The sequence below is a fragment of the Patulibacter medicamentivorans genome, from assembly GCF_000240225.1.
GTDB lineage: Bacteria > Actinomycetota > Thermoleophilia > Solirubrobacterales > Solirubrobacteraceae > Patulibacter > Patulibacter medicamentivorans.
This window is the reverse complement of sequence record NZ_AGUD01000247.1, coordinates 1-21,131: the sequence shown is the minus strand read 5'-3', so window position 1 is coordinate 21,131 and position 21,131 is coordinate 1. Positions and strand designations below refer to the sequence as shown.

Sequence of the window (21,131 nt, the reverse complement as noted above, 5' to 3'; positions counted from 1 at the left end):
GACACGCGCTCCCGACGACGGGCCGGTGGGCGACCGATCCGCAGGCGGGATCGGTCGTCCATCCCCCCTGCGGCGTGGGTCAGCCGGCGGCGGCCTCGTCGGCGGCCTGGCGGAGCCCGGTCAGGATCAGGCGCACGCCGCTGCGCAGGAGATCCTCGACCTGCTGGTCGCCCAGCAGCTCGCGGCCCTGGCGCATGATCGGCGTGTCGTCGCCGTCCTCGTCGTCGCGACCGGCGATCTCCTCGAGCGCGCCGACCATGTCGCCCCACTCGGAGGTCAGCCGCGAGGCGCCGCGGAGCAGCCAGACGAGCGAGGTCGTGCCCCCGCTGCGGGCCTCGACCGGGACCCCGGCCTCGACCAGCGGCGTGTTGAACGCCTCGAGCCAGCGGATGATGCCCGGACGACCGAGCGCGCGACCGTGGATCCGCTCCGGCAGGCCGGGGAACTCGTCGAGCGTCCGGTAGCTGGTGATCGTCAGCTCCTCGAGCCGCTCGCTCCAGGTGCCGACGTAGCCGTCGAGCGGGATCGTCGCGATCACGGCGTCGACGACGTCGTCGACCAGGCTGTCCTTGCCCGGCACGTGCCGGTAGGCGGCCATGGTCGAGACGCCGAGCTCGGCGGCCAGGCGCCGCATCGAGAGCGCGTCGAGTCCGTCGCGGCGCGCGATCGTGACCGCGGCGGTCACCACCCGCCCGCGCGTCAGGCGCTCGCCGACGGACTGCCGGGGTTCGATCGAGATGGTCGAGGCGGAATCGTTTCCGCCCTGAGTCGAGGGCGGCGGGAGATCGTGCACAGCTGCACACTACCGTCCTCTGACGATGTGTCTGATCTCTCAGCGGACGTTCGATCGCCAGAAGATCGACATCGTACGTTCGGCCGCCCTCAGAACGGCCGCAGTCACTCCTCGAGATCGGCCTCGCGAGCGCGCCGGGCGTGCAGCTCCATCAGCCCCCGCTGGAGGCCGTTCGGATGCTCCGGGTCGGCGGCGTCGACGCGCTCCCACGAGCCGTCGGGCTGCAGCAGCCAGGAGCCGTCCTCATCGGCCAGGCTGCGCTCCAGCGCGTCGAGCAGCTGCTCCTTGGCGAGCGGCTCGTCGACCGGGACCACCAGCTCGACCCGGTTGTCGAGGTTGCGCTCCATGATGTCGGCGGAACCCATCAGGACCGTCGTCTCGTCACCGCGCTCGAAGGCGTAGATCCGCGAGTGCTCGAGGAACCGCCCGAGCACCGAGCGGACCCGGATCGTCTCCGACAGGCCGGGGATGCCGACCCGCAGGCAGCAGATGCCGCGAACGTTGATGTCGATCGGGACACCGGCCTGGGACGCCCGGTAGAGCGCCTGGATCGACTGGCGATCGACGATCGAGTTCATCTTCAGGACGACGCGCGCGGGCTTGCCCTCGCGGTGCGCCTGGACCGTCCGCTCGAGCTCGGCCAGCAGCCCGTCGCGCAGGCCGTTGGGAGCGACCAGCGACTTGCGGAAGCGGCCCGGCTTGGCGAAGCCGGTCAGCTGGTTGAACATGTCGGCGACGTCGGCGCCGATCTCCGGGTCGCAGGTGAAGAGCCCGAAGTCGGTGTAGAGCCGCGCGGTCTTGGCGTTGTAGTTGCCGGTCCCGACGTGGACGTAGTGGCGGACCCGGTCGCCCTCGCGGCGGACCACGAGGATGCACTTGGCGTGCGTCTTCAGCGCGGGATGGCCGTAGACGACGTGGACGCCGGTGTCCTCCAGGACCTGAGCCCAGCGGATGTTGGCCTGCTCGTCGAAGCGGGCCTTCAGCTCGACCAGCGCGACCGTCTGCTTGCCGCGCTCCGACGCCCGCACCAGCGCCGGCAGCAGCGTGCTGTCCGCGCTCGTGCGGTAGACGGTCATCTTGATCGCCAGCACGTCGCGGTCGGCCGAGGCCTGCTCGACGAACCGCTCGACCGAGGTCTCGAAGCTGTCGTACGGGTGGTGGACCAGGACGTCGCCGCGGCGCATCGCCGCGAACACGTCGGCCTGCTCGTCGTCGCCCTCGCGCAGCCGCGGCGGGGTCACCGGCCGCCAGGGCGGGTCGAGCAGGTCGTTGTGGCCGGGGGCCTTGACCAGCTGCCAGAGCGCGGTCAGGTCAAGCAGCCCGTCGACGTCGTAGACCATCCGCTCCTCGACGCCGAGCTGCTCGACGATCTCGGTCCGCAGGGCCTCGGTCACGTCGGCGTCGATCTCGACCCGGACGATCTCGCCGAAGCGGCGGTTGCGCAGCTCGGCCTCGAGCGCGCGCTTGACGTCGTCGGCCTCGTCGGAGATCTCGAAGTCGGCGTCGCGGGTGACGCGGAACATGCCGCGGTCGAGGATCTCCATCCCGGGGAAGAGCCGGTCGAGATGGGCCTCGACGACCTCCTCCAGCGGCACGAACACCTGCTCCTCGCCGCTGCCGGCGCCGTCGACCCGCTCCAGCCGGTCGAGGACCTCGGTCGGCAGCTTGACGCGGGCGAAGACCGTCTGGCCGGTGTCGGGATCGCGAACCAGCACGCCGAGGTTCAGCGAGAGGTTCGAGATGTAGGGGAACGGACGGCCGAGCCCAACGGCCAGCGGCGTCAGCACCGGGTAGATCCGGTTCTGGAAGCGATCGGCGACGGTCGCCTTCTGGGCGTCGTCGAGCTGGTCGTGGCGGACCAGGCGGATGCCCGTCTCCGTCAGCTGCGGCAGCAGCTCGTCGATCACCAGCCGCGCGTGCTGGCGGACCAGCGGGTCGACCTTCGCCCGCAGCTCGTCGAGGACCTGGTCGGCGGTGCGACCGTCCGGCCCGCGACGGCGGTTCTCGGCCCAGACCTTCGCGTGCAGCCCGGCGACCCGGATCATGAAGAACTCGTCGAGGTTCGACGCGAAGATCGCGGCGAACTTGGCCCGCTCCAGGAGCCGCTGGCGGGGATCGCGAGCCAGCTCCAGGACCCGCTCGTCGAAGTCGATCCACGACAGCTCGCGGTTGACGAAGAACTGCGGATCGGCCGGATCCGGCAGGTCGTCGTCGGCGGCGGCCGGCGGCGCCGGGCGGGCGCTGCCGTTGGCGGTCGCGGCGGCCGGATCCTCCACCGGTCCGGGGACGGTGGTGGCGGAGGCGGGGGACGGATCGTCGTGCATCGAGGTCACCGAGCGTACGGTCAGGGTGTGACGGCGACGTTGCCATCCGGTGAAAGCGGCGTGATCGCCGGCGGCCGCTCGGCGATCGCGAACTCCAGCCGCGCCCGGAAGCCCTCGCGCTGGAGCTCGGTCCAGAGGTCGAGGAAGCGGGCGTAGAGCAGCTGGCGACGGGCCTCCAGGTACGTCTGCAGCGAGATCAGGCCGCGGTGCTCGGCGGCGTGCGGCAGCTCGGCGGCCAGCCGCGGGTCGAGGTCGGCCGCGTCCTCCCCCGCGCGCTCCAGCAGCGCGGCCACGTCGGCCTCGCGCCGCTCGCGGGCAGCCCGCACGACCCGCGGCAGCGCGACGTCGCAGTCGTGGATCTCGCCGATCAGGTCCTGGAGGTCCTTCGCCCGCCGGGCGGCCGTCATGGCGTACGGGCCGAAGCACTCCTCGGCGGTCACCTCGAGCACGTAGCGCAGCCGCTTGGCGGCGATCCGCATGTCGTGCAGCGCCTCGACCTCGTCGGCGTCGAGCGCCGCCGGGATGAAGCCGTGCAGCTCGTCGAGCCGCAGCCGGACGATCCGCTCGACGTTGTCGGCCAGCGGGCCGGCGACGTCGATCCCCTTGACGCGGCGGGCCTTCACGGGCTGCCCTCCTCGGCGGTCGGCACGGACGGCGAGGCGGCCTCGCGCGCCGAGGCGCCGTTGACGTGGGCTCCCGGGACCTCGGTCACGGCGGACCCGTCGAGCGCCGGCGGCGCGGCCGCGGCGACGCCCTCGGTCACGGCGTCCTCGCCCTCGGGCTGCTCGTCCTCGTCGTCCGGGTCGTCCCCGTCCGACGCGGGGACCCGGGCCTCGGCGGCGGCGGCCAGCGCCTCCAGCCGCTCCTGCAGGCCGCTGCCGGCCAGCGCCTGCAGTCCCGCCGCGAGCACCTCGTTGCCGGCCGCCTGCTCGTCGCGGACGCCGGCGATGAACGCCTCCAGGCCGGCGTGGTCGGCCTCCGGCAGCGCGGCGGCGAACCGCTCCAGTCCCTCGAGCTGGACGTCCGGGTCGCGGCGGGCGCCGAGCGCGTCGGCGATCCGCTTGACGTCGCGCAGCGCGGAGCGGAACTCCGCCGGCGGGAAGCAGGGCGCGTAGATCTCCAGCACGGCCCGCAGGCGGCGGCTGGCGACCCGCATCGCGTGGACGCGCTCGATCTCCTCGGTGTCGAGGACGCCCTCGGCGTGGTCGAACAGCTCGCTGCTGCGGACGCGGACCGTCGCGGCCGCCGCGAGGCCGTACGGCACGTCCGCGCGGAGCCCGGGGATCGGCTTGGCCTTGGCCACGGTCCCAGCGTAGCCGTCGGATCGCGCCGGATGCGACCGTCCGGTGAAGTTCCCGCCGGTCGCGGGCCTCGCCCGACCCGGTCGATCTCCATCTCGTCGGGCCCGTGGCGCCGAGCAGGCGACTCGACGTGCATGCCGCGGAGCATCGCGTTCTCGGGCCGGGACGCGGCACGAGACGGCGATTCGCCGGGCGGTCCGCTACTCCCAGCGGAAGGTCGCCGCCGCGGCGACGAGGGTGACGACGGCCCAGCCGCCGAGGATCAGGACGTCGTGGACCGGCGCGACCTCGCCGGTCTCCAGCACCATCCGCAGGCCGTTGGAGAGCGCGCCCGAGGGCAGCAGCTCGAAGACGTCGGCGGCCCCGCCGAGATCGCTGAGCGGGAACGCGATCCCGCCGAAGATCAGCAGCAGGAACCAGAGGATGTTGGCCAGCGCCAGGGTCGTCATCGCCCGCAGCAGGCCGGCCATCAGGAACGCCATCCCGCAGAAGGCCGCGGTCCCGACCGCGATCAGCACCGCGACCGAGAACGGGTCGCCGTGCGGGTGCCAGCCGAGCGCGATCCCGGCCCCGCAGAGCAGCGCGATCTGCAGCAGCTCGACCACGAGCACCGCCGCGGTCTTGGCGCCGAGCAGGACCGTGCGTGGCAGCGCGGTCGCGCCGAGCCGCTTGAGGACCCCGTACTGGCGGTCGAAGCCGGTCGCGATCGCCTGGCCGGTGAAGGCGGCCGACATCACCGCCAGCGCCAGCACCCCGGGGACGAAGAAGTCGGCCCGCTCGCCGCCGACCTCGATGAACGGGATCTTGGTGCAGACGATCAGCAGCCCGAGCGGGACGATCAGGTTCAGCAGCACCTGCTCGCCGTTGCGGACGATCAGGGTCAGCTCCATCCGCGTCTGCGCCAGCAGCATCCGCAGCAGCGGCGCGCGTCCCGGGTTGGGCGTGAACTGGCCGGTGACCACCGGCGGGGCGGCCGTGCTCACGCGCGCAGCTCCCGTCCGGTCAGCTCCAGGAAGACGTCCTCGAGCGTGCGCTGCTTGACCTGCAGGCCCTCGACCAGCACCCCGCGCTCGGCGCACCAGGCGGTGACCGTCGCGACCAGCTGCGGGTCGACCGGGCCGGCGACGACGTAGGTCCCCGCGGCCGGTTCTGCGACGACGCAGTCGGCCGGCAGCCGCGGCTCGAGCGTCGCCAGCGGCAGGCCGGGCGCGGCACGGAAGCGGATCTCGCGGTCGGCGCCGCCGCGGATCAGCTCGGCCGGGGTGCCGGTGGCGATCACCTTGCCGTGGTCGACGATCACGATGTCGTCGGCCAGCCGCTCGGCCTCGTCCATGTAGTGGGTCGTCAGCACGACGGTGACGCCGTCGGCCCGCAGCGACTCGACGATCCGCCAGGTCTCGTGGCGGGCCTGCGGGTCGAGGCCGGCGGTCGGCTCGTCCAGGAACACCAGCTCCGGCCGCCCGACGATCGCCATCGCCAGCGACAGCCGCTGCTGCTGGCCGCCGGAGAGCCGCCGGTACGGGGTCCGGACGACCTCGCGCAGCCCCAGCCGGTCCAGCAGCTGCTCGGGGTCGAGCGGGTCGGCGGCGTAGGCGGCCACCAGCCGCAGCATCTCGCCGCAGCGAGCCGCCTGGTAGACGCCGCCGCTCTGCAGCATCACGCCGATCCGCGGGCGCAGCGCCTCGCTGTCGGCGATCGGGTCGAGCCCGAGGACGCGGACCCGGCCGGCGTCGGGGCGCCGGAAGCCGACGCAGGTCTCGATCGTGGTCGTCTTGCCGGCGCCGTTGGGGCCCAGCAGCGCCAGCACCCGCGCCCGCTCGACCCGCAGCTGCACGCCGTCGACCGCGGTCCGCTCCCCGTAGCGCTTGACGAGGCCGTCGATCAGGACCGCCGGCTCGGCGCTGGCCGCGACCTTCGGCGCCGACGCCCCGACGGGCCGCGCGGCGGCCGCGGGCAGCGGCGGACCGGCCACGTCGGAGGACGCGACGGCGCTGCGGAGGGAGAGGGCGTGCGGGCGACGGCGCAACCCGACCATGATGCAGGATCGCCCCGCACGGACGCCGGCCGGCGCAGGACCGCCGCTACGCCGACTGCTCCACCGGCAGCGTCCCGAACTGGCCGCCGACGACGCCGAGCAACCGCAGCCGCTCGGCCGACGGCGTGCCCGGGGTGGCCGTGTAGACGAGCAGCATCTGGGCGTCGCGCTCGTCGACGAGGACCTGGCACTCGAGCTCGAGCCGGCCGACCTGGGGATGCAGCAGGGTCTTGGGCTCGGTGCCGCGCCGCCAGGAGACGTCGTGCTCGGCCCACAGCTCGGCGAACGCCGGGGAATCGGCCAGCAGCCCGTCGACGAGCGCGCGGCCGCGCGGGTCGCCGGGGTGGCGGCCGATCGCCAGTCGCAGCGACGCCGCGTACGAGCGCGAGAGCCGCTCGTGCTCCTCCGGCGCGTGCAGCGCCTGCTCGGCCGGGTCGGTGAACCAGCGGTAGAAGCGCGAGCGGCGCAGGGGGTCGTCGGCGAAGCGCGTCTCGTCGCCGAGCAGCGCGACGGCGAGCGGGTTCTGGGCGAGCGCCTCGGCCAGGTCGTTCAACACCATCGCCGGCGTGTCGAGGCGGTCCAGCACGCGGCGCAGCCCGGGATTGACGTGGTCGCTGCGAACGTCGCTGCGCGGGGGCACGTGGCCGGCCAGGCGGAAGAGGTGGTCGCGCTCGTCGACGGTCAGCCGCAGCCCGCGGGCGATCGCGCCGAGCATCGAGGGCGACGGCTGCGGACCCCGCCGCTGCTCGAGCCGGGCGTAGTAGTCCGTCGACATGCTGGCCAGCTCGGCGACCTCCTCGCGCCGCAGGCCGCCGGTCCGGCGACGGCGCCCGCGCGGCCGGCCGACGTCCTCCGGCTGCAGCGCCGCCCGGCGACGACGCAGGAAGTCCGCCAGCTGCGCGCGATCGAATCGGTCCATGGCCGCAGTATCGGCCCGCGCGGCGCGCGGATCCAGGGACCGCCGATCCCTGGATCGACGGGTCCCTTCCGCCCCGGCCGCCGCCGCGGGACCGTGGAGGCATGTCCACCACCACCGCCCTGATCACCGGCGGCGGGCGCGGCCTCGGCCGCGCGACCGCCCTGGCCCTGGCCGCCGCCGACGTCGATCCCGTCATCACCTACCGCCGCGACCGCGCGGCCGCGGCGGACGTCGTCGCGCAGGCGCGCGCGCTCGGCCGCGCCGCCGTCGCGCTGCCCCTGGACACCACCGACGTGGACGGCTTCGCCGCGTTCGCCGACCGGCTGCGCGCCGCGCTCCCGGACGGCGGCCTCGACGTCCTCGTCAACAACGCCGGCACCGCCCTCCACGAGCCGTTCGCCAGCACCACCCCGGAGCAGTTCGACGCGATCGTCGCCGTCCACCTCCGCGGGCCGTTCTTCCTGACCCAGGCGCTGCTGCCGCTGCTGCGCGACGGCGCCCGGATCGTGAACGTCTCCAGCGGCCTGACCCGCCTGTCGTTCCCGGGGTCGGCGGCCTACGCGGCGGCGAAGGGGGCGGTCGAGGTCCTCACCCGCTACCAGGCGCTCGAGCTGGGCTCACGCGGGATCACCGCCAACGTGCTCGCGCCGGGCGCGGTGCCGACCGACTTCAGCGACGGCGCCGTGCGCGACGACCCCCAGATGCAGCAGGCGCTGATCGCCCAGACCGCGCTCGGCCGGCTGGCCACCGCGGAGGACGTCGGTGCCGCGATCACCGGCCTCGTCACCGCCTCCGGCGGCTGGATCACCGGTCAGCGGATCGAGGCCTCGGGCGGCCTCCGGCTCTGACCGGCGCCCGCCCTCAGCCGTCGGCCCGGAAGGCCATCGGCGGCTCGCCGACGACCGTGATCCGGCCCTCGTACTCGGCCCGCAGCGGCGAGCGCTCCCACGCCTCGCGCAGGAGCCCGAAGACGTTGACGTCGAGGAAGTCGTCGCCGTGGCGGTGGTAGCCGCGCAGCACGCCCTCCAGCTCCAGGCCGACGCCCTGCAGCGCCCGGGTCGAGCGCTCGTTGGCGGGGTTCGAGTAGCTGCCGAAGCGGTGCATCCCGAGCGTCTCGAAGGCCAGGTGCTGGAGCAGCGCCTTGGACTCGCGGTTGGCGCCCGTGCCCCAGAACCGCTTGCCGAACCAGGTCCCGCAGACGCAGCGGCGGTCGCGGACGTGGAACTCGTAGAGCCCGGTGATTCCCGCCGGCCCGTGCTCGTGGTGGATGGCCAGCAGGTCGAGCTTGATCCCGCGCCGTCGCTCCTCGGCCAGCCCGGCGATGAACCGCCGCGGCTGGGCGACGTCGGTGTAGGGCCCCCACGAGAACCAGCGCGTGACCTCGGGGTCCGACGCCAGCCCCAGCAGGGCGTCGGCGTCGTCCTCCGTCGGGTAGCGCAGGGTCAGCGTCGGGCCACGGACTTCCAGGGGCATCGGCGTCGCAGCCTACCCGGCCGGCCGACGACCGCTCGCGTGGTGGATCGACGTCAGCCCGCGACGGCGATCCGCCCCGCGCGGACGAGCGGTGCGACCGGCGCCCTCAGCGGCCGCAGGTGCGGTAGCGGCGCACGTCGCGGACCGTCCGGTGGCGGCCGCGGCGATCGCGCGCGGCCAGCGTCGCCACGGTCGTGACGGTCACCGTGCGCTTGCCGAACCGCCGCAGGTCGACGGTCGCCGTCCAGCGACCGCCGCGCCGCGCCGGCCGGCGGGCCGCCACGCGCCGTCCGCCCACCCGCACCCGCACCGACCGGACCCGCTGGCCGGCCGGACGGATCCGGATCCGGAAGCGCCGCTTGCTGGCGCAGCGGACCGGCGGCGGGCTCGGCGACGCGGCCGCCGGCGCCGGACCGACCACCGGCAGCGACAGGAAGCTCGGGGCGCCCGGCTGGACGTCGACCGTCTGGACCGCGAGCACCTGGCCGACGAGGTCGGGGACCGTCGGCAGCGCGTGCGGCAGGTCGCTCGAGCTGAGCGCCAGCCGCAGCCGGTAGCCGGGCCGGATCACCGCGTCGGTCCCGAAGATCTCGACGTCCATGTCGACCGGCTGGCCCGGCGTCACCGGCAGCCGCGCCTCCTTGGTGAACGGGTGGAACGGCAGCTTCAGGTCGCCGTCCGCGGCCCGTTCGCTGCGCCGCTCGTCGAGCGCCCGCTGGGTCATCCCGAGGAAGCCGGACGTCAGCGCCCTCGTCGTGCCGTCCGGAGCGACCTCGGTCAGCTGGGCGTGCCAGAACCCGTCGCCGCGCGAGGAGGCGCCGCGCAGCCGCAGGGCGATCGGCCCGGCGATCCGCAGCGGGGTCGTCCGCGGCGCGGTGGTGAAGGTCGCGGCGCCGACCTCGGCGCTGGCGTTGCTCTGCGCGCAGCCGTCGAGCGCGCCGGCCAGCAGGCCCGCCGTCCACTGGACCGTGCTGCGCGAGCAGAGGCTGCCGAGCAGGTTCGGCGAGACCGTCCGCTGGCCGGCCGCCGTCGGCCGGCTCCAGGCGAGGCTGGCGTCCTGGCCGCCGAGCCCCGACGGCTGGGCGTTCAGGTACAGCCGCCGGTAGCGGGTCCCGGCGGGCGGCCAGGCGCCCTCGCGGCGCCAGCTGTCGGGCCCGAGCTGGTTGACGGTCACCGGCCCGTAGCTGCGGTCGATGCCGTTGTCGGCGCCGCGCATCCAGCGGTCGAACCAGAGCACCGCCAGCTCGGTCAGCGGCTGCGGCATGCCGGGCCGGGCGCCCAGGCCCTGACCGGCAGTGACGTGGTACCACGGGCCCATCAGCAGCTGCTTGCGGCCCGGCTCGAGCTTCAGCCGCTGGTAGAGCAGCTGCTCGCCGCGCTGGAACAGATCCCACCAGCCGCCGGTGATGAACGTCGGCACGTCGATCTTGTCGACGACCGAGAGCGGCGAGCGGACCCGGTAGAAGTCGCCGTCGTCGGCCAGCGGCCCGCCGGTCGGGCCGTTGAGGATCGCCTCCAGCGGGAACGACGCCGTGGTCAGCAGGCGGTCGGTCAGCCAGCCGAGCGCCTTGACCGGATCGCCGACCGCGTCGGCCGGCGGCACCACGCCGAGCGCCGTGGTCAGGCCGAGCCAGAGCGGGATGAAGCCGAGGTCCAGCGAGCCCCCGTGCCAGACGACGTCGCGGTACAGATCGCCGCCGGGGATGATCGGAAAGATCGCCTTCAGGCCCGGCGGCCGCCGCGACGCGGCCAGCAGCTGGTTGATGCCCATGTACGAGGCGCCGGTCATCGCCAGGTCGCCGTTCGACCACGGCTGCTTGCGCGCCCAGGCGAGGACCTCCAGCGTGTCCTGCTGCTCGCGGGGGTCGAACGAGCGCCAGGTCCCCCGCGAGCTGCCGGTCCCGCGGACGTCGAAGACGACCTGGACGTATCCCCGGCGGACGATGATCGGGGACGCACCCGCCAGCGTCGCGATGTCGCCGGCGCCGGCCGAGATCACGTTCTTGTTGTAGGGGGTACCGGTGACCACCACCGGCAGCCGCTTGTCGACGGGCCTGCCCGACGCGTCGGCGGGCCGGAAGACGTCGGCCATCAGGGCGGTGCCGTCGGAGGCGACGATCTTGACGTCGTGCTGGACGACGACGCCGGGATAGTCGGCCGGGCGCAGCGGCAGCCGCGGGACGGCGGCCGACGCGCGCGGCGCGGCCGTCGTCGCGGTGAGTGCCGGCGTCGCGGCCGCCGCGGCGGCCGGCAGCACGGCGGCGGCGAGCAGCACGGCGGCGACCCGCCCCGCGACCCGCGATGCCACCGTGAGACAACGACTCCCCCCGTATCCCATGGCGGCGAAAGCTACCACCGGTCGCGGAGCGCCTTCGGCGCGGCGCTTCAGGGGTGCCGCAGCTGCGCCCTGCGCGTCCGCCGCCCGGAACCGTGGAACCGCGACGAGCGCTGCTCGATCGCCGGCGGCGCCAGCGAGCGCCCCGGCCGCAGGACCAGCACCTCGCCGGACACGTTCGCCAGCAGCCAGGCGACGTCCTCGGCGCTGAAGCCGGCTCCCTCCTGCCCGGCCCCGGCGGCGGGGACGACCAGCCGGTCGAAGCGCTCCTCGGCGACCAGCCGCCGCAGCGCGTGGCGGCGCGTGCGCCCCTGGACCATCCGCCCGTCGACCTGGACGCCGGCGCGATGCAGCCGCTGCTCGACCGCGTCGAGGACGTCGATCGCCTCCGACGCCGCCTCGGGCAGCGGCCGGTCCAGCGGCAGGTGGTACGGGGTGGCGACGAGCACCGCCGGCACGACGACCGCGTCGTCCGCGCGCCCGATCCGGGCGGCGGCGTCGACCGCCGCGCACGACATCTCGGGGCCGGCGAGCGCCAGCAGCACCCGTCCGGTCGGCGCGTGGCGCCGGCGACGGCCCTTGATCGTCAGCGCCAGCGCGACGCCGGCCAGCAGGCCCACCATCGCCGCCACCGCGCCGAGGACGACGTCGCCCAGCGGCAGCGCCGCCAGCGCCTGCGCCAGCGCGATCGATCCGCTCATGGTCATCGCTCCTTCCGATCCCCTCGTTCGCTCACGATCCGGACGTCGACGCCCGGCAGCCGGTGCAGCAGCTGCTCGACCAGCGGCTCGCGCAGCCGCGCCAGGCCGCGCGCCCGGTCGGGGGCGCCGACGAAGACGTAGGTCGTGCCCCGCTCCCGGGCCACGCGCTCGGCGGCGGCGGCGACCTCGTCGTCCTCCTCGACCAGCAGCTCGGCCCCGAGCGAGGCCGCCAGCCGGCGGATCCCGTCCAGCCGCTCTGCCTCGACCACCGTCGGCCGGCGGCCCGGGCGACGCACGTGCAGCAGGTCGATCCCGGCCCGCAGGCGGCGCGCCGAGCGCCACGCCCGGCGCAGCACGCGCTGCCCCGACGGGCCGGTCGAGACCAGCACCAGGATCCGCTCCTTGACGACGTCCGGCACGTCGTCGGCCACCCGCCGGTCGCGCTCGCCGCGGTCGTCGAGGCGGGCCGCCGGCGGCCCGACCGGCGAGGCGACCCGCGGCAGCTCCCCCGTGTGCAGCCGGCCGCCCGAGCGGGCGCTGGCACCGGTCCGGCGGGCGCCGACCTCCTCGGCGGCCTGCAGCAGCGCGGTCTCGCGCAGCGCCTTCAGCTGCTCGATCCGGAAGAAGTTGTTGAGCGCCGCGGAGATCCGCTCGGGCGGGTAGATCTGGCCGTCCCGCAGCCGCTGCAGCAGCGCCTCCGGCGGCAGGTCGACGACCACCACGTCGTCGGCGTCGACCAGCACCTGGTCGGGCACGGTCTCGCGCACCCGGACCCCGGTCAGCTCGGCGACCTGGTCGTTCAGCGACTCCAGGTGCTGGACGTTGACCGTCGAGATCACGTCGATCCCGGCGGCGAGCGCGTCCTCGACGTCCTGCCAGCGCTTCTCGTGCTCGAGGCCGGGCGGGTTGGTGTGGGCCAGCTCGTCGATCATCGCCAGCAGCGGGCCGCTCCCGGCCGCGCTGGAGCGCGCCGCCCGCGCCAGCAGCCCCGGCAGGTCCAGCTCCTGCTGGGTGATCCCACGCTGCTCGACGGCCCGCCGCGGAAGCAGCTCGAGACCCTCGGCCTGGGCGGCGGTCTCCGCCCGGCCGTGGGTCTCCAGCACCGCCACGATCGCGTCGCGGCCGGCGTCGCGGGCGCGGCGCAGGTCCTGCAGCGCGCGGTAGGTCTTGCCGACCCCCGGCGCCATGCCCAGCATCACCGTGTGATGGCCGCGGTCGCTCATCCGAGCGCGGCCTCCGTCGCCGGCGGCGCCCCGCGGGTCGCGGGGCGGGTGGGGAGCCGACCGATCATCGGATCAGGCCCCCAGCAGGTTGTGGACCAGCAGGTCGATCAGCTTGATCCCGACGAACGGGGCGATGATCCCGCCGAGCCCGTAGACCAGCATGTTGCGACGCAGCAGCGCGTCGGCCCCGACCGGCCGGTACTGGACGCCGCGCAACGCGATCGGGACCAGCAGCGGGATCACGACCGCGTTGAACACGATCGCCGAGATGATCGCCGATTCCGGGGTGCCGAGGTCCATCACGTTGAGGTCGGTGAGCGGCCCGTCGGCCGATCCGCTCGTCGCCCAGACCGCCGCGAAGATCGCCGGCAGGATCGCGAAGTACTTGGCGATGTCGTTGGCGATCGAGAACGTCGTCAGCGCCCCGCGGGTGATCAGCAGCTGCTTGCCGACCTCGACGATCTCGATCAGCTTCGTCGGGTTCGAGTCGAGGTCGACCATGTTCCCGGCCTCGCGCGCGGCCTGGGTGCCGGTGTTCATCGCCACCCCGACGTCGGCCTGCGCCAGCGCCGGTGCGTCGTTGGTGCCGTCGCCGGTCATCGCCACCAGCCGCCCGCCGGCCTGCTGCTCCTTGATCAGGGCCAGCTTGGCCTCGGGCGTGGCCTCGGCGAGCACGTCGTCGACGCCGGCCTCCTGGCCGATCTTGTTGGCGGTCAGGCGGTTGTCGCCGGTGACCATGATCGTCTTGATGCCCATCGCCCGCAGCCGGTCGAAGCGCTCGCGCATCCCGTCCTTGACGATGTCCTTCAGGTAGACGACGCCGAGCACCTGCTCGTCGCGCGCGACGGCCAGCGGCGTGCCGCCCTCCCCCGCGACCCGGTCCAGCTCGACCCGCAGCTCGGGCGGCGCGGTCGCGCCGAGCTCGGCGATCCAGCGCTCGATCGCGTCGCCGGCGCCCTTGCGCAGCCGGCGCCCGCCGTAGTCGACGCCCGACATCCTGGTCTGGGCGGTGAACGGCACGAACTCGGCGCCGGCGGCGACCAGGTCGTGCTCGCGGATCTGGAACCGCTGCTTGGCGAGGACGACGATCGAGCGGCCCTCCGGCGTCTCGTCGGCCAGCGAGGCCAGCTGCGCCGCCTCGGCCAGGTCGCGCTCGTCGATGCCGGGCATCGGCAGGAACGCCGTCGCCTGGCGGTTGCCGAGCGTGATCGTGCCGGTCTTGTCCAGCAGCAGCACGTCGACGTCGCCGGAGGCCTCGACCGCGCGACCGGACAGCGCCAGCACGTTGCGGCGCACCAGGCGGTCCATGCCCGCGATCCCGATCGCCGACAGCAGCGCACCGATCGTGGTCGGGATCAGCGCCACCAGCAGCGCGATCAGCGTCACCAGCGAGACATCGGCGTCGGCGAACTCGACGAACGGCTTGAGCGTCACGACGACGGTCAGGAAGACGATCGTGAGGCCGGCGAGCAGGATCCCGAGCGCGACCTCGTTCGGGGTCTTGCGACGCGAGGCGCCCTCGACCAGGGCGATCATCCGGTCCAGGAACGACTGCCCCGGCTCCTGGGTGATCTCGACCAGGATCCGGTCGCTGAGCACCCGCGTGCCGCCGGTCACGGCGCTGCGGTCGCCGCCGGCCTCGCGGATCACCGGGGCCGACTCGCCGGTGATCGCCGACTCGTCGACCGAGGCGATGCCCTCGACGACGGTGCCATCGCCGGGGATCACCTCGCCGGCCTCGACCACGACCACGTCGCCGGGTCGCAGCTCGGCCGCCGGCCGCGTGCCGCCGTCGCGCAGCCGGGCGACGGTGTCGGAGCGCATCGCCCGCAGCGTGTCCGCCTGCGCCTTGCCGCGGCCTTCGGCGAGCGCCTCGGCCAGGTTGGCGAAGACGACGGTCAGCCACAGCCAGACGGTCACCGAGAAGGCGAACCACGCGGGCTGGTGGCCGCCGCCGAGCGGCGATCCGCCGAAGGCCTGGATCAGCCACGCGACCGTCGTGATCAGCGCGCCGATCTCGACGACGAACATCACGGGGTTGCGGACCTGGATCCGCGGGTCGAGCTTGCGCAGGCTGTCGAGCAGCGCCGGGCGCAGGATCGCCGGGTCCAGGAGCGAGCGATCGGGACGATCGGTCATCGGGTGGCTCCGTCGGTGGTGGTCGCGCGGTCCAGCGCGAGGTTCAGTTCGAGAACGTTGACGCCCGGCTCGCCGAGGATCCCGAGGGCACGGCCGTCGGTGTGGTCCTCGATCAGCTGGCGGACGCGGTCGGCCGGCAGGTGGCGGACCGCCGCGATCCGGCGAGCCTGGATCCGGGCGTTGGCCTCGGAGATCTGCGGGTCGACGCCGGAGGCCGAGTTGGTGGCCGCGTCGACCGGGATCCGGGCGACGGTCAGCGTCGGGTCGTAGGGCTTCTCGAGGTCCAGGTAGGCCTTGGCGTTGGCGGCGATCGCATCGCGGGTGGCGACGTTGTTCGGGCCCAGGTTGCTGAACGCGGTGGCGTTGGCCGCGTAGCCGGTGACCGAGGGCCGCGGCTGGAAGTAGCGCGGGTCCGGCGCCAGCAGCGGGTTGCCGTCGGCGTCCTGCTTGGGCTTGCCGTCGGCGTCCAGGACCGGCTTGCGGAAGTCCTGGGCGATCAGCTTCGACCCGACGACCTTGCCGTCGCGGACGATCTTGGAGCCGTCGGCCTGGTCGTTGAGCACCGCCTGGCTGATGCCGGTCACGGCCAGCGGGTAGGCCAGCCCGAGCAGCAGCGTGAACGCCACGACGGCGATCAGCGAGGTGACGATGTCCTTGCGCATGTCAGCGAGCTCCGTGGTAGGTGGCGGTCGCGGTGGCGGGCGTCACGTAGGGGTGGACGAGCATCAGAAGAGGCTGGTGGTCAGCGACTGCACGACGGGGCCGAGCAGGAACGCGGGGAAGAAGGTCAGGGCGCCGACGAGGACGATCACGCCGATCAGCAGCACCACGAACGTCGGCGTGTCGGTTCGCAGCGTTCCCGGCCCCGGCGGCGCGACCCGCTTGCGGGCCAGCGATCCGGCGATCGCGAGCACGACGAGGATCGGGAAGAAGCGGACGAACAGCATCGAGAGCCCGCCGAGCAGGTCGGCGAAGGTGATCCCGAAGGCGCCGTCGTTGTTGCCGTTCGGCTGGACGTAGCCGGTGTAGCCAGCGAACGCCGAGCCGTTGTTGTTGCCCTGCGACAGGTAGGCGTAGAAGCTCTCCGAGAAGGACTGCGGCCCGCTCGAGAAGATCGACTTCCTGCCGTGGCCGGTACCGACCGCCAGCGCGGTCGTCGTCAGCACCGCGAAGGGCATGTACAGCGCTCCGAGCATCGCGAGCTTGACCTCGCGCGCCTCGATCTTCTTGCCGTGCAGCTCCGGCGTCCGGCCGACCATCAGCCCGCCGATGAAGACGGCGAGGATGACGAACAGGAGCATCCCGTAGAGGCCGGAGCCGACGCCGCCGAAGATCACCTCGCTGGTGCCCAGGCCGATCATCGGCACCAGCGACCCGATCCCGGTGAGGGATTCGAAGCCGCTGTTGACGGCGCCGGTCGAGGTGACCGTCGTGACGGTGTCGAAGAGCCCGCTGCCGGCGATCCCGAACCGCTGCTCCTTGCCCTCCATGTTGCCGCCGGTCGAGCCGTCGAAGGCCCCCGTGTGCAGGCCCGCGGCGTGCTGGGCGACCGACCCGTGGCCCTCGGCCAGGGTGATCACGACCACCAGCGCGATGAACATCGCGACCATCGCGCCGAAGATCGCCCAGCCCTGGCGGCGGTTGCCGACCATCCGGCCGTAGGTCCCGGTCAGGGCGGCGGGGATCGCCAGCACCAGCAGCATCTCGAAGAAGTTGGAGATCCCGGTCGGGTTCTCGAACGGCATCGCCGAGTTGACGTTGAAGAAGCCGCCGCCGTTGGTCCCCAGCAGCTTGATCGCCTCCTGCGAGGCGACGGGGCCGAACGAGAGCGTCTGCTCGCCGCCGGCGACGGTGCCGACCGTGATCGGGCCGCCGAGCGTCTGCAGGACGCCCTGGGTGACCAGCAGCAGCGCGCCGATCGTGGCGATCGGCAGCAGCACGTAGACCACCGTGCGCACCAGGTCGACCCAGAAGTTGCCGAGGCCGCCGGGAGACTGCTTCCCGCCGCCGCCCCCGGCGCCGGTGCCGTCGCCGCGCCGCGCGATCCCGCGGATGACCGCGATCACGACGCAGATGCCGACCGCCGCCGAGACGAAGTTCTGGACCGTCAGGCCGGCCATCTGCGAGAAGTTCGACATCGTCGTCTCGCCGGCGTAGTACTGCCAGTTCGTGTTGGTCACGAACGACGACGTGGTGTTGAAGCTGACGTCCCACGGCGCGGACGCGAGGTCGCTCGGGTTCCAGGGGTGCGCGCCCTGCGTGCGCAGGACCAGGTACAGCAGCAGCCACGACGCCAGCGAGAAGAAGATCACGCTGCGCGCGTACTGCTTCCAGCTCTGGTCGAGGCCGTCCCCGCGGACCCGCAGCGCCGTGCGCATGACCCGTTCGAGCGGGCCGAGGACGGGGGTCAGGAAGACCCGCTCGCCCGCGAAGACGCGGGCCATGTAGCCGCCGAGCGGCCGGACGATCGCGACGACGAGCGCCAGCAGGAGGGCGAACTGCAGCCAACCGCTCATCTACAGCTCCTCTCCGCGCAGGAGGGCGAACATCAGGTAGGCCATCACGGCGAGGGCGACGAGCAGCCCCAGGAGGTCAGCGCCGCTCATACGCGATCGAGGCCTTCGAGGAGCAGCAGCATCGCCGCGAAGAACGCGACCGCGATGCCGACGGCGAGGAGATCCATGCGACCACCTTGCGCCCCGGCCCGTCAAGTCGGTGTGGGGAGCGGCGGGCGGCCATCAAGATGCTGTGAAGGAAGGGCGCGGGCGGCCCGCGCTCAGGGTCGAGCGGCCCGGATCTCCGGGGCGCTCCCCGATCGTGACGGCGCTCCGGCGTGGCTAGCGTCGCCGCATGCGCGTTCTCCGGCTCGCCAGGCGACGTCCGACCGCGGCCGCCGGGCCGCGATCGGCGACGCTGCTCGCCGGCCTGCTCGCGACGCTGGCGCTGGCGCTGCTCGGCGTCCCGGCCGCACGCGCGGCGACAAGCGTCGTCGACTTCGAGGATCTGGCGCCGAACGCCGAGATCGGCGATCAGTACCGCGCCTCGGCGGGCGTCGACTTCACCACGCCGGCCGGGGGGGACGTCGAGGTCCCCGTCCTGCGCGCGATCGAGCTGGCGCCCGGCCTGGCGTCCTCCGGCACCCGGGTCGCCGACTTCTCCGAGTGCGCGCCGGCGTGCGAGTTCTGGCAGCCGATCACCACCGGCCGCCTGACCCGCACCGCCTCATCGATCAGCGCGGTCGTCGGCTACTCCGGGCCGGGCACGACCACCGGCCGCGTCCACCTGGTCGCCCGCGACGCCGGCGGTCGGGCGGTGGCGTCGAGCGACGTCGAGGTGATCGAGGGCCAGCCCTTCCGCCGGCGCCTGACCGTCGCGGACCCCGGCGGCGCGGCGAGCATCTCGGAGTTCACGTTCCACGGCTCGCCGGCCCTGACCCAGAGGCTCGCACTCGACGACCTGACGATCACCCGCCCCGACGCCCCGGCCCCGGCGGACATGACCCTCGTGGTCGAACCGAACCCGGTCACCCTGAGGCAGGGCGACTACGTCGACTTCCCGGTCGACCTGCAGCGGCTCAACGGGTCCGAGGGCGACGTCGCGTTGCGGGTCGACGGGCTGCCCTCCGGGGTCACCGCCGAGGTGACGCCGAACCCGATGACCGGCACCGCGGCCCGCGCCACCGTCCGCGTGACCGCGAGCGCGACCGCCGCCCCCTCGGTCGGGTCGTTCCCGCAGCTCACGATCACCGCCACCCCCGCGCCGGGGGCCGGTGCGGCCGCCCGCAGCGTCACCAAGCCGCTGCGGATCGTCGAGAACTGCGAGCGGGAGTTCCGCGGCCGGACCCTCCACGTCCAGACCGACGACTGCATGCGCGCCGAGGGTCCCGATGTGCTGGTCGCCGACGGTCGCGAGGTCCACGTCAATGGGCTGACGCTGCTGGCCAGCAGCGGCGCGCGCCAGCTGCGGATCCACAAGCGGCACGAGACGATCAGCGGCGGCACCGCCGCCCCGTTCGCGGTCGTCCTGCGCGACCATCCCGACGTCCTCCTGTACCAGGGCCGGATCTCGTGGGACGTCGGCGACGGGGCCTTCCCCCGCAGCGACGGCACCGTGCTCGACGGCAGCGTGACCGGCGGCAAGCTGTTCGGGCTCCAGATCCCGAAGGTCCGGGTCGTGCTGACCCGCGGCGGCGGGTCCCGGATCACCCCCACCCTGAAGCTGGGCTTCTGGCCGTTCGATCAGCTCGGCGATCTGACGAGCAGCGGCGCCTTCACCGCCGACAACGACCACGGCACCGACTTCAGCGCGCTCGAGGTCCAAGTCGGCCGGCTGCCGCTGCCCGGCCTCGAGCTGCAGGACGTCGGCGTCAAGTGGGTCCAGGGCGTCAGCTGGGCCGGCAACGCCAAGGTCAAGCTCGGCCTGGCGCGGCCGCTGACCGTCGGCGCCAGGTTCGGCGTCCGGAACGGCGGCTTCGACTACCTGAAGGGCAGCGTCGCGGGGCTCGACGCCCAGGTCTCACCGGGGATCTTCCTCCAGGGGATCACGTTCGGCGTCAAGCGCGACCCGTTCACGCTCGACGGCTCGGTCACGCTCAGCGGCGGCCCGAAGCTGGCCGGCCGGACGGCCGTCTCGGTGACCGGCGGCTTCGAGGCGGTGCTCGACGACCCGTTCGTGATCGAGGTCAACGGCCGTGGCCGCGTGGCCGAGAAGTGGACCCTGGGCAGCGCGTTCCTGCGCTACTCCTCCGAGGGCCTGTTCGAGCTCGGCGCGAAGGTCAACTGGGACCTGGGCGTGGCCGACGTCGGCGGCGAGGTCGCCGGCTTCGTCGACGGGACCCGAGCGGCGAGCCTGGAGGGCAAGGTCAAGGGCTGCATCCACATCTGGGGCCCCAACCCGTGCGCCAGCGGCTCGTTCGTCGTTTCCAGCGTCGGCATCGCCGGCTGCTTCGACGTCGTGATCGTCAGCGGCGGCGTCGGCTACCGCTGGGGCGACGACTTCGATCTCTTCAGCGGCTGCAACCTGAGCGCCTACCGGCCGGCCCGGTCCGGCGGCGGTCGCGGTCGCTCGCGGGCCGTCGGCGGGTCCGGCGGTGAGTCGCGCCGGATCCTGCTCGAGGACGGGGCGCCCCGCACGCTGCTGGCGGTTCGCGGCCGGGGCGGTGCGCCCGGCGTGACGCTGACCGGCCCGCGCGGCGAGCGGATCTCGGTCTCGCGCGGGACGTCGGTCGCCCAGGGCGACGGCCTGCGGGCGGCGCTCGGCGACGACGGCACGACGTACCTGATGGTCGAGCGCCCGCGCGGCGGCACCTGGACGATCGCGACCGACGGCAGCTTCCCCGTGCGCGACGTCCGCCAGGCGCAGGAGCTGCCCCGCCCGAGCGTCCGGACGACGGTCACCGGTCGCGGCCGCGACCGGCGGCTGCTCTGGCGGGTGCGTCCGATCGCGGGCCAGCGGGTGACTCTCGTCGAGGCCGGCCGCGACACCCGCCGGGTGATCGCGACCAGCGCCGCTCGCAGCGGCGGCGTCCGTTTCCGACCGGCCGAGGGCTCGGGCGGCCGCCGCCGGATCCTGGCCCTGGTGACCCAGGACGGCCGGCCGCGGACGACGGTCGTCGCCGGGTCGTACGTTGCCCCGGCGCGCCAGCGTCCGACGCGGCCCCGGCGGCTGCGCGCGATCCGTCGCGGGTCGCAGGTCCTGGTCCGCTGGACCGGCACCTCGAAGCGGTTCCGCCACGCCGTCCACGTCGCCCGGGCCGACGGCCCCGCCCGGCTCGTGATCGCCCCGCCAGGCGCGCGCCGGCAGCGGCTGGCGTCGGTCCCGACGCGAGCCCGGATCGCCGTCACCGGCCTCGGCCCGGCCAACGGCGCCGGCCCGACCGCGCGCACGGT

16 protein-coding genes and 1 pseudogene are annotated in these 21,131 nt (G+C 74.1%); 2 read left to right on the top strand and 15 right to left on the bottom strand.

The window, feature by feature from the left end:
* Positions 1-79: 79 nt before the first annotated feature.
* The 7 genes from PAI11_RS27885 to PAI11_RS17255 form a co-directional block, all read right to left on the bottom strand.
* Positions 80-685: a TetR/AcrR family transcriptional regulator gene (locus PAI11_RS27885; RefSeq protein WP_244406562.1), complete on the bottom strand. Its 606-nt coding sequence runs from the start codon at positions 683-685 to the stop codon at positions 80-82.
* Positions 686-897: 212 nt separating this feature from the next.
* Positions 898-3,117 carry a polyphosphate kinase 1 gene (ppk1, locus tag PAI11_RS17280; protein ID WP_007577160.1) on the bottom strand — a complete coding sequence of 740 codons (2,220 nt, stop codon included), beginning with the start codon at positions 3,115-3,117 and terminating at the stop codon, positions 898-900.
* A 20-nt stretch (positions 3,118-3,137) separates the two neighbouring features.
* Positions 3,138-3,740, bottom strand: a complete 603-nt coding sequence (locus PAI11_RS17275) for a CHAD domain-containing protein (RefSeq protein ID WP_007577158.1) — start codon at positions 3,738-3,740, stop codon at positions 3,138-3,140.
* Entirely contained in the window at positions 3,737-4,420 is a 684-nt protein-coding gene (locus tag PAI11_RS17270) for a CHAD domain-containing protein (RefSeq protein ID WP_007577156.1), read from the bottom strand. Before PAI11_RS17270 ends, PAI11_RS17275 begins: the two co-directional genes overlap by 4 nt.
* A gap of 198 nt (positions 4,421-4,618) precedes the next feature.
* On the bottom strand, positions 4,619-5,401 hold the full coding sequence (locus tag PAI11_RS17265) for an ABC transporter permease (protein ID WP_007577154.1): 783 nt from the start codon (positions 5,399-5,401) through the stop codon (positions 4,619-4,621).
* Positions 5,398-6,453, bottom strand: coding sequence for an ABC transporter ATP-binding protein (locus tag PAI11_RS17260; RefSeq protein WP_007577152.1), 1,056 nt, complete (start codon positions 6,451-6,453; stop codon positions 5,398-5,400). Before PAI11_RS17260 ends, PAI11_RS17265 begins: the two co-directional genes overlap by 4 nt.
* Positions 6,454-6,499: 46 nt before the next feature.
* Positions 6,500-7,372: a helix-turn-helix transcriptional regulator gene (locus PAI11_RS17255; protein WP_007577150.1), complete on the bottom strand. Its 873-nt coding sequence runs from the start codon at positions 7,370-7,372 to the stop codon at positions 6,500-6,502.
* Positions 7,373-7,473: 101 nt separating this feature from the next.
* Here PAI11_RS17255 and PAI11_RS17250 point away from each other — a divergent pair, with 101 nt between their 5' ends.
* Positions 7,474-8,220, top strand: coding sequence for an SDR family NAD(P)-dependent oxidoreductase (locus PAI11_RS17250; RefSeq protein WP_007577148.1), 747 nt, complete (start codon positions 7,474-7,476; stop codon positions 8,218-8,220).
* A 13-nt stretch (positions 8,221-8,233) separates the two neighbouring features.
* On the opposite strand, the gene PAI11_RS17245 is transcribed toward PAI11_RS17250, so the two are convergent.
* From PAI11_RS17245 to PAI11_RS26465, 8 genes are all read right to left on the bottom strand, one after another.
* On the bottom strand, positions 8,234-8,845 hold the full coding sequence (locus PAI11_RS17245) for a GNAT family N-acetyltransferase (RefSeq protein WP_007577145.1): 612 nt from the start codon (positions 8,843-8,845) through the stop codon (positions 8,234-8,236).
* 106 nt (positions 8,846-8,951) lie between these two features.
* Complete coding sequence (locus tag PAI11_RS17240) at positions 8,952-11,153, bottom strand: CocE/NonD family hydrolase (protein WP_007577143.1); 2,202 nt, start codon at positions 11,151-11,153, stop codon at positions 8,952-8,954.
* Between the two features lie 77 nt (positions 11,154-11,230).
* Positions 11,231-11,881 carry a hypothetical protein gene (locus PAI11_RS17235; protein ID WP_040600767.1) on the bottom strand — a complete coding sequence of 217 codons (651 nt, stop codon included), beginning with the start codon at positions 11,879-11,881 and terminating at the stop codon, positions 11,231-11,233.
* Between the two features lie 2 nt (positions 11,882-11,883).
* Positions 11,884-13,104 carry a universal stress protein gene (locus tag PAI11_RS17230; RefSeq protein ID WP_007577138.1) on the bottom strand — a complete coding sequence of 407 codons (1,221 nt, stop codon included), beginning with the start codon at positions 13,102-13,104 and terminating at the stop codon, positions 11,884-11,886.
* 72 nt (positions 13,105-13,176) lie between these two features.
* Positions 13,177-15,243 (bottom strand): potassium-transporting ATPase subunit KdpB, encoded by a 2,067-nt coding sequence (gene kdpB, locus PAI11_RS17225; protein ID WP_007577136.1) that lies wholly within the window; start codon positions 15,241-15,243, stop codon positions 13,177-13,179.
* Positions 15,240-15,905 (bottom strand): potassium-transporting ATPase subunit C, encoded by a 666-nt coding sequence (locus PAI11_RS17220; protein WP_007577135.1) that lies wholly within the window; start codon positions 15,903-15,905, stop codon positions 15,240-15,242. The genes kdpB and PAI11_RS17220 overlap by 4 nt, the downstream gene beginning before the upstream one ends.
* A 63-nt stretch (positions 15,906-15,968) precedes the next feature.
* Positions 15,969-17,759: a potassium-transporting ATPase subunit KdpA gene (gene kdpA / locus PAI11_RS17215; RefSeq protein ID WP_007577134.1), complete on the bottom strand. Its 1,791-nt coding sequence runs from the start codon at positions 17,757-17,759 to the stop codon at positions 15,969-15,971.
* Positions 17,760-17,849 (bottom strand): potassium-transporting ATPase subunit F, encoded by a 90-nt coding sequence (locus tag PAI11_RS26465; RefSeq protein WP_138974389.1) that lies wholly within the window; start codon positions 17,847-17,849, stop codon positions 17,760-17,762.
* Between the two features lie 244 nt (positions 17,850-18,093).
* On the opposite strand from PAI11_RS26465, the pseudogene PAI11_RS17210 reads away from it, so the two are divergent.
* A pseudogene (locus PAI11_RS17210) lies at positions 18,094-21,131 on the top strand (hypothetical protein); the annotation flags it as partial.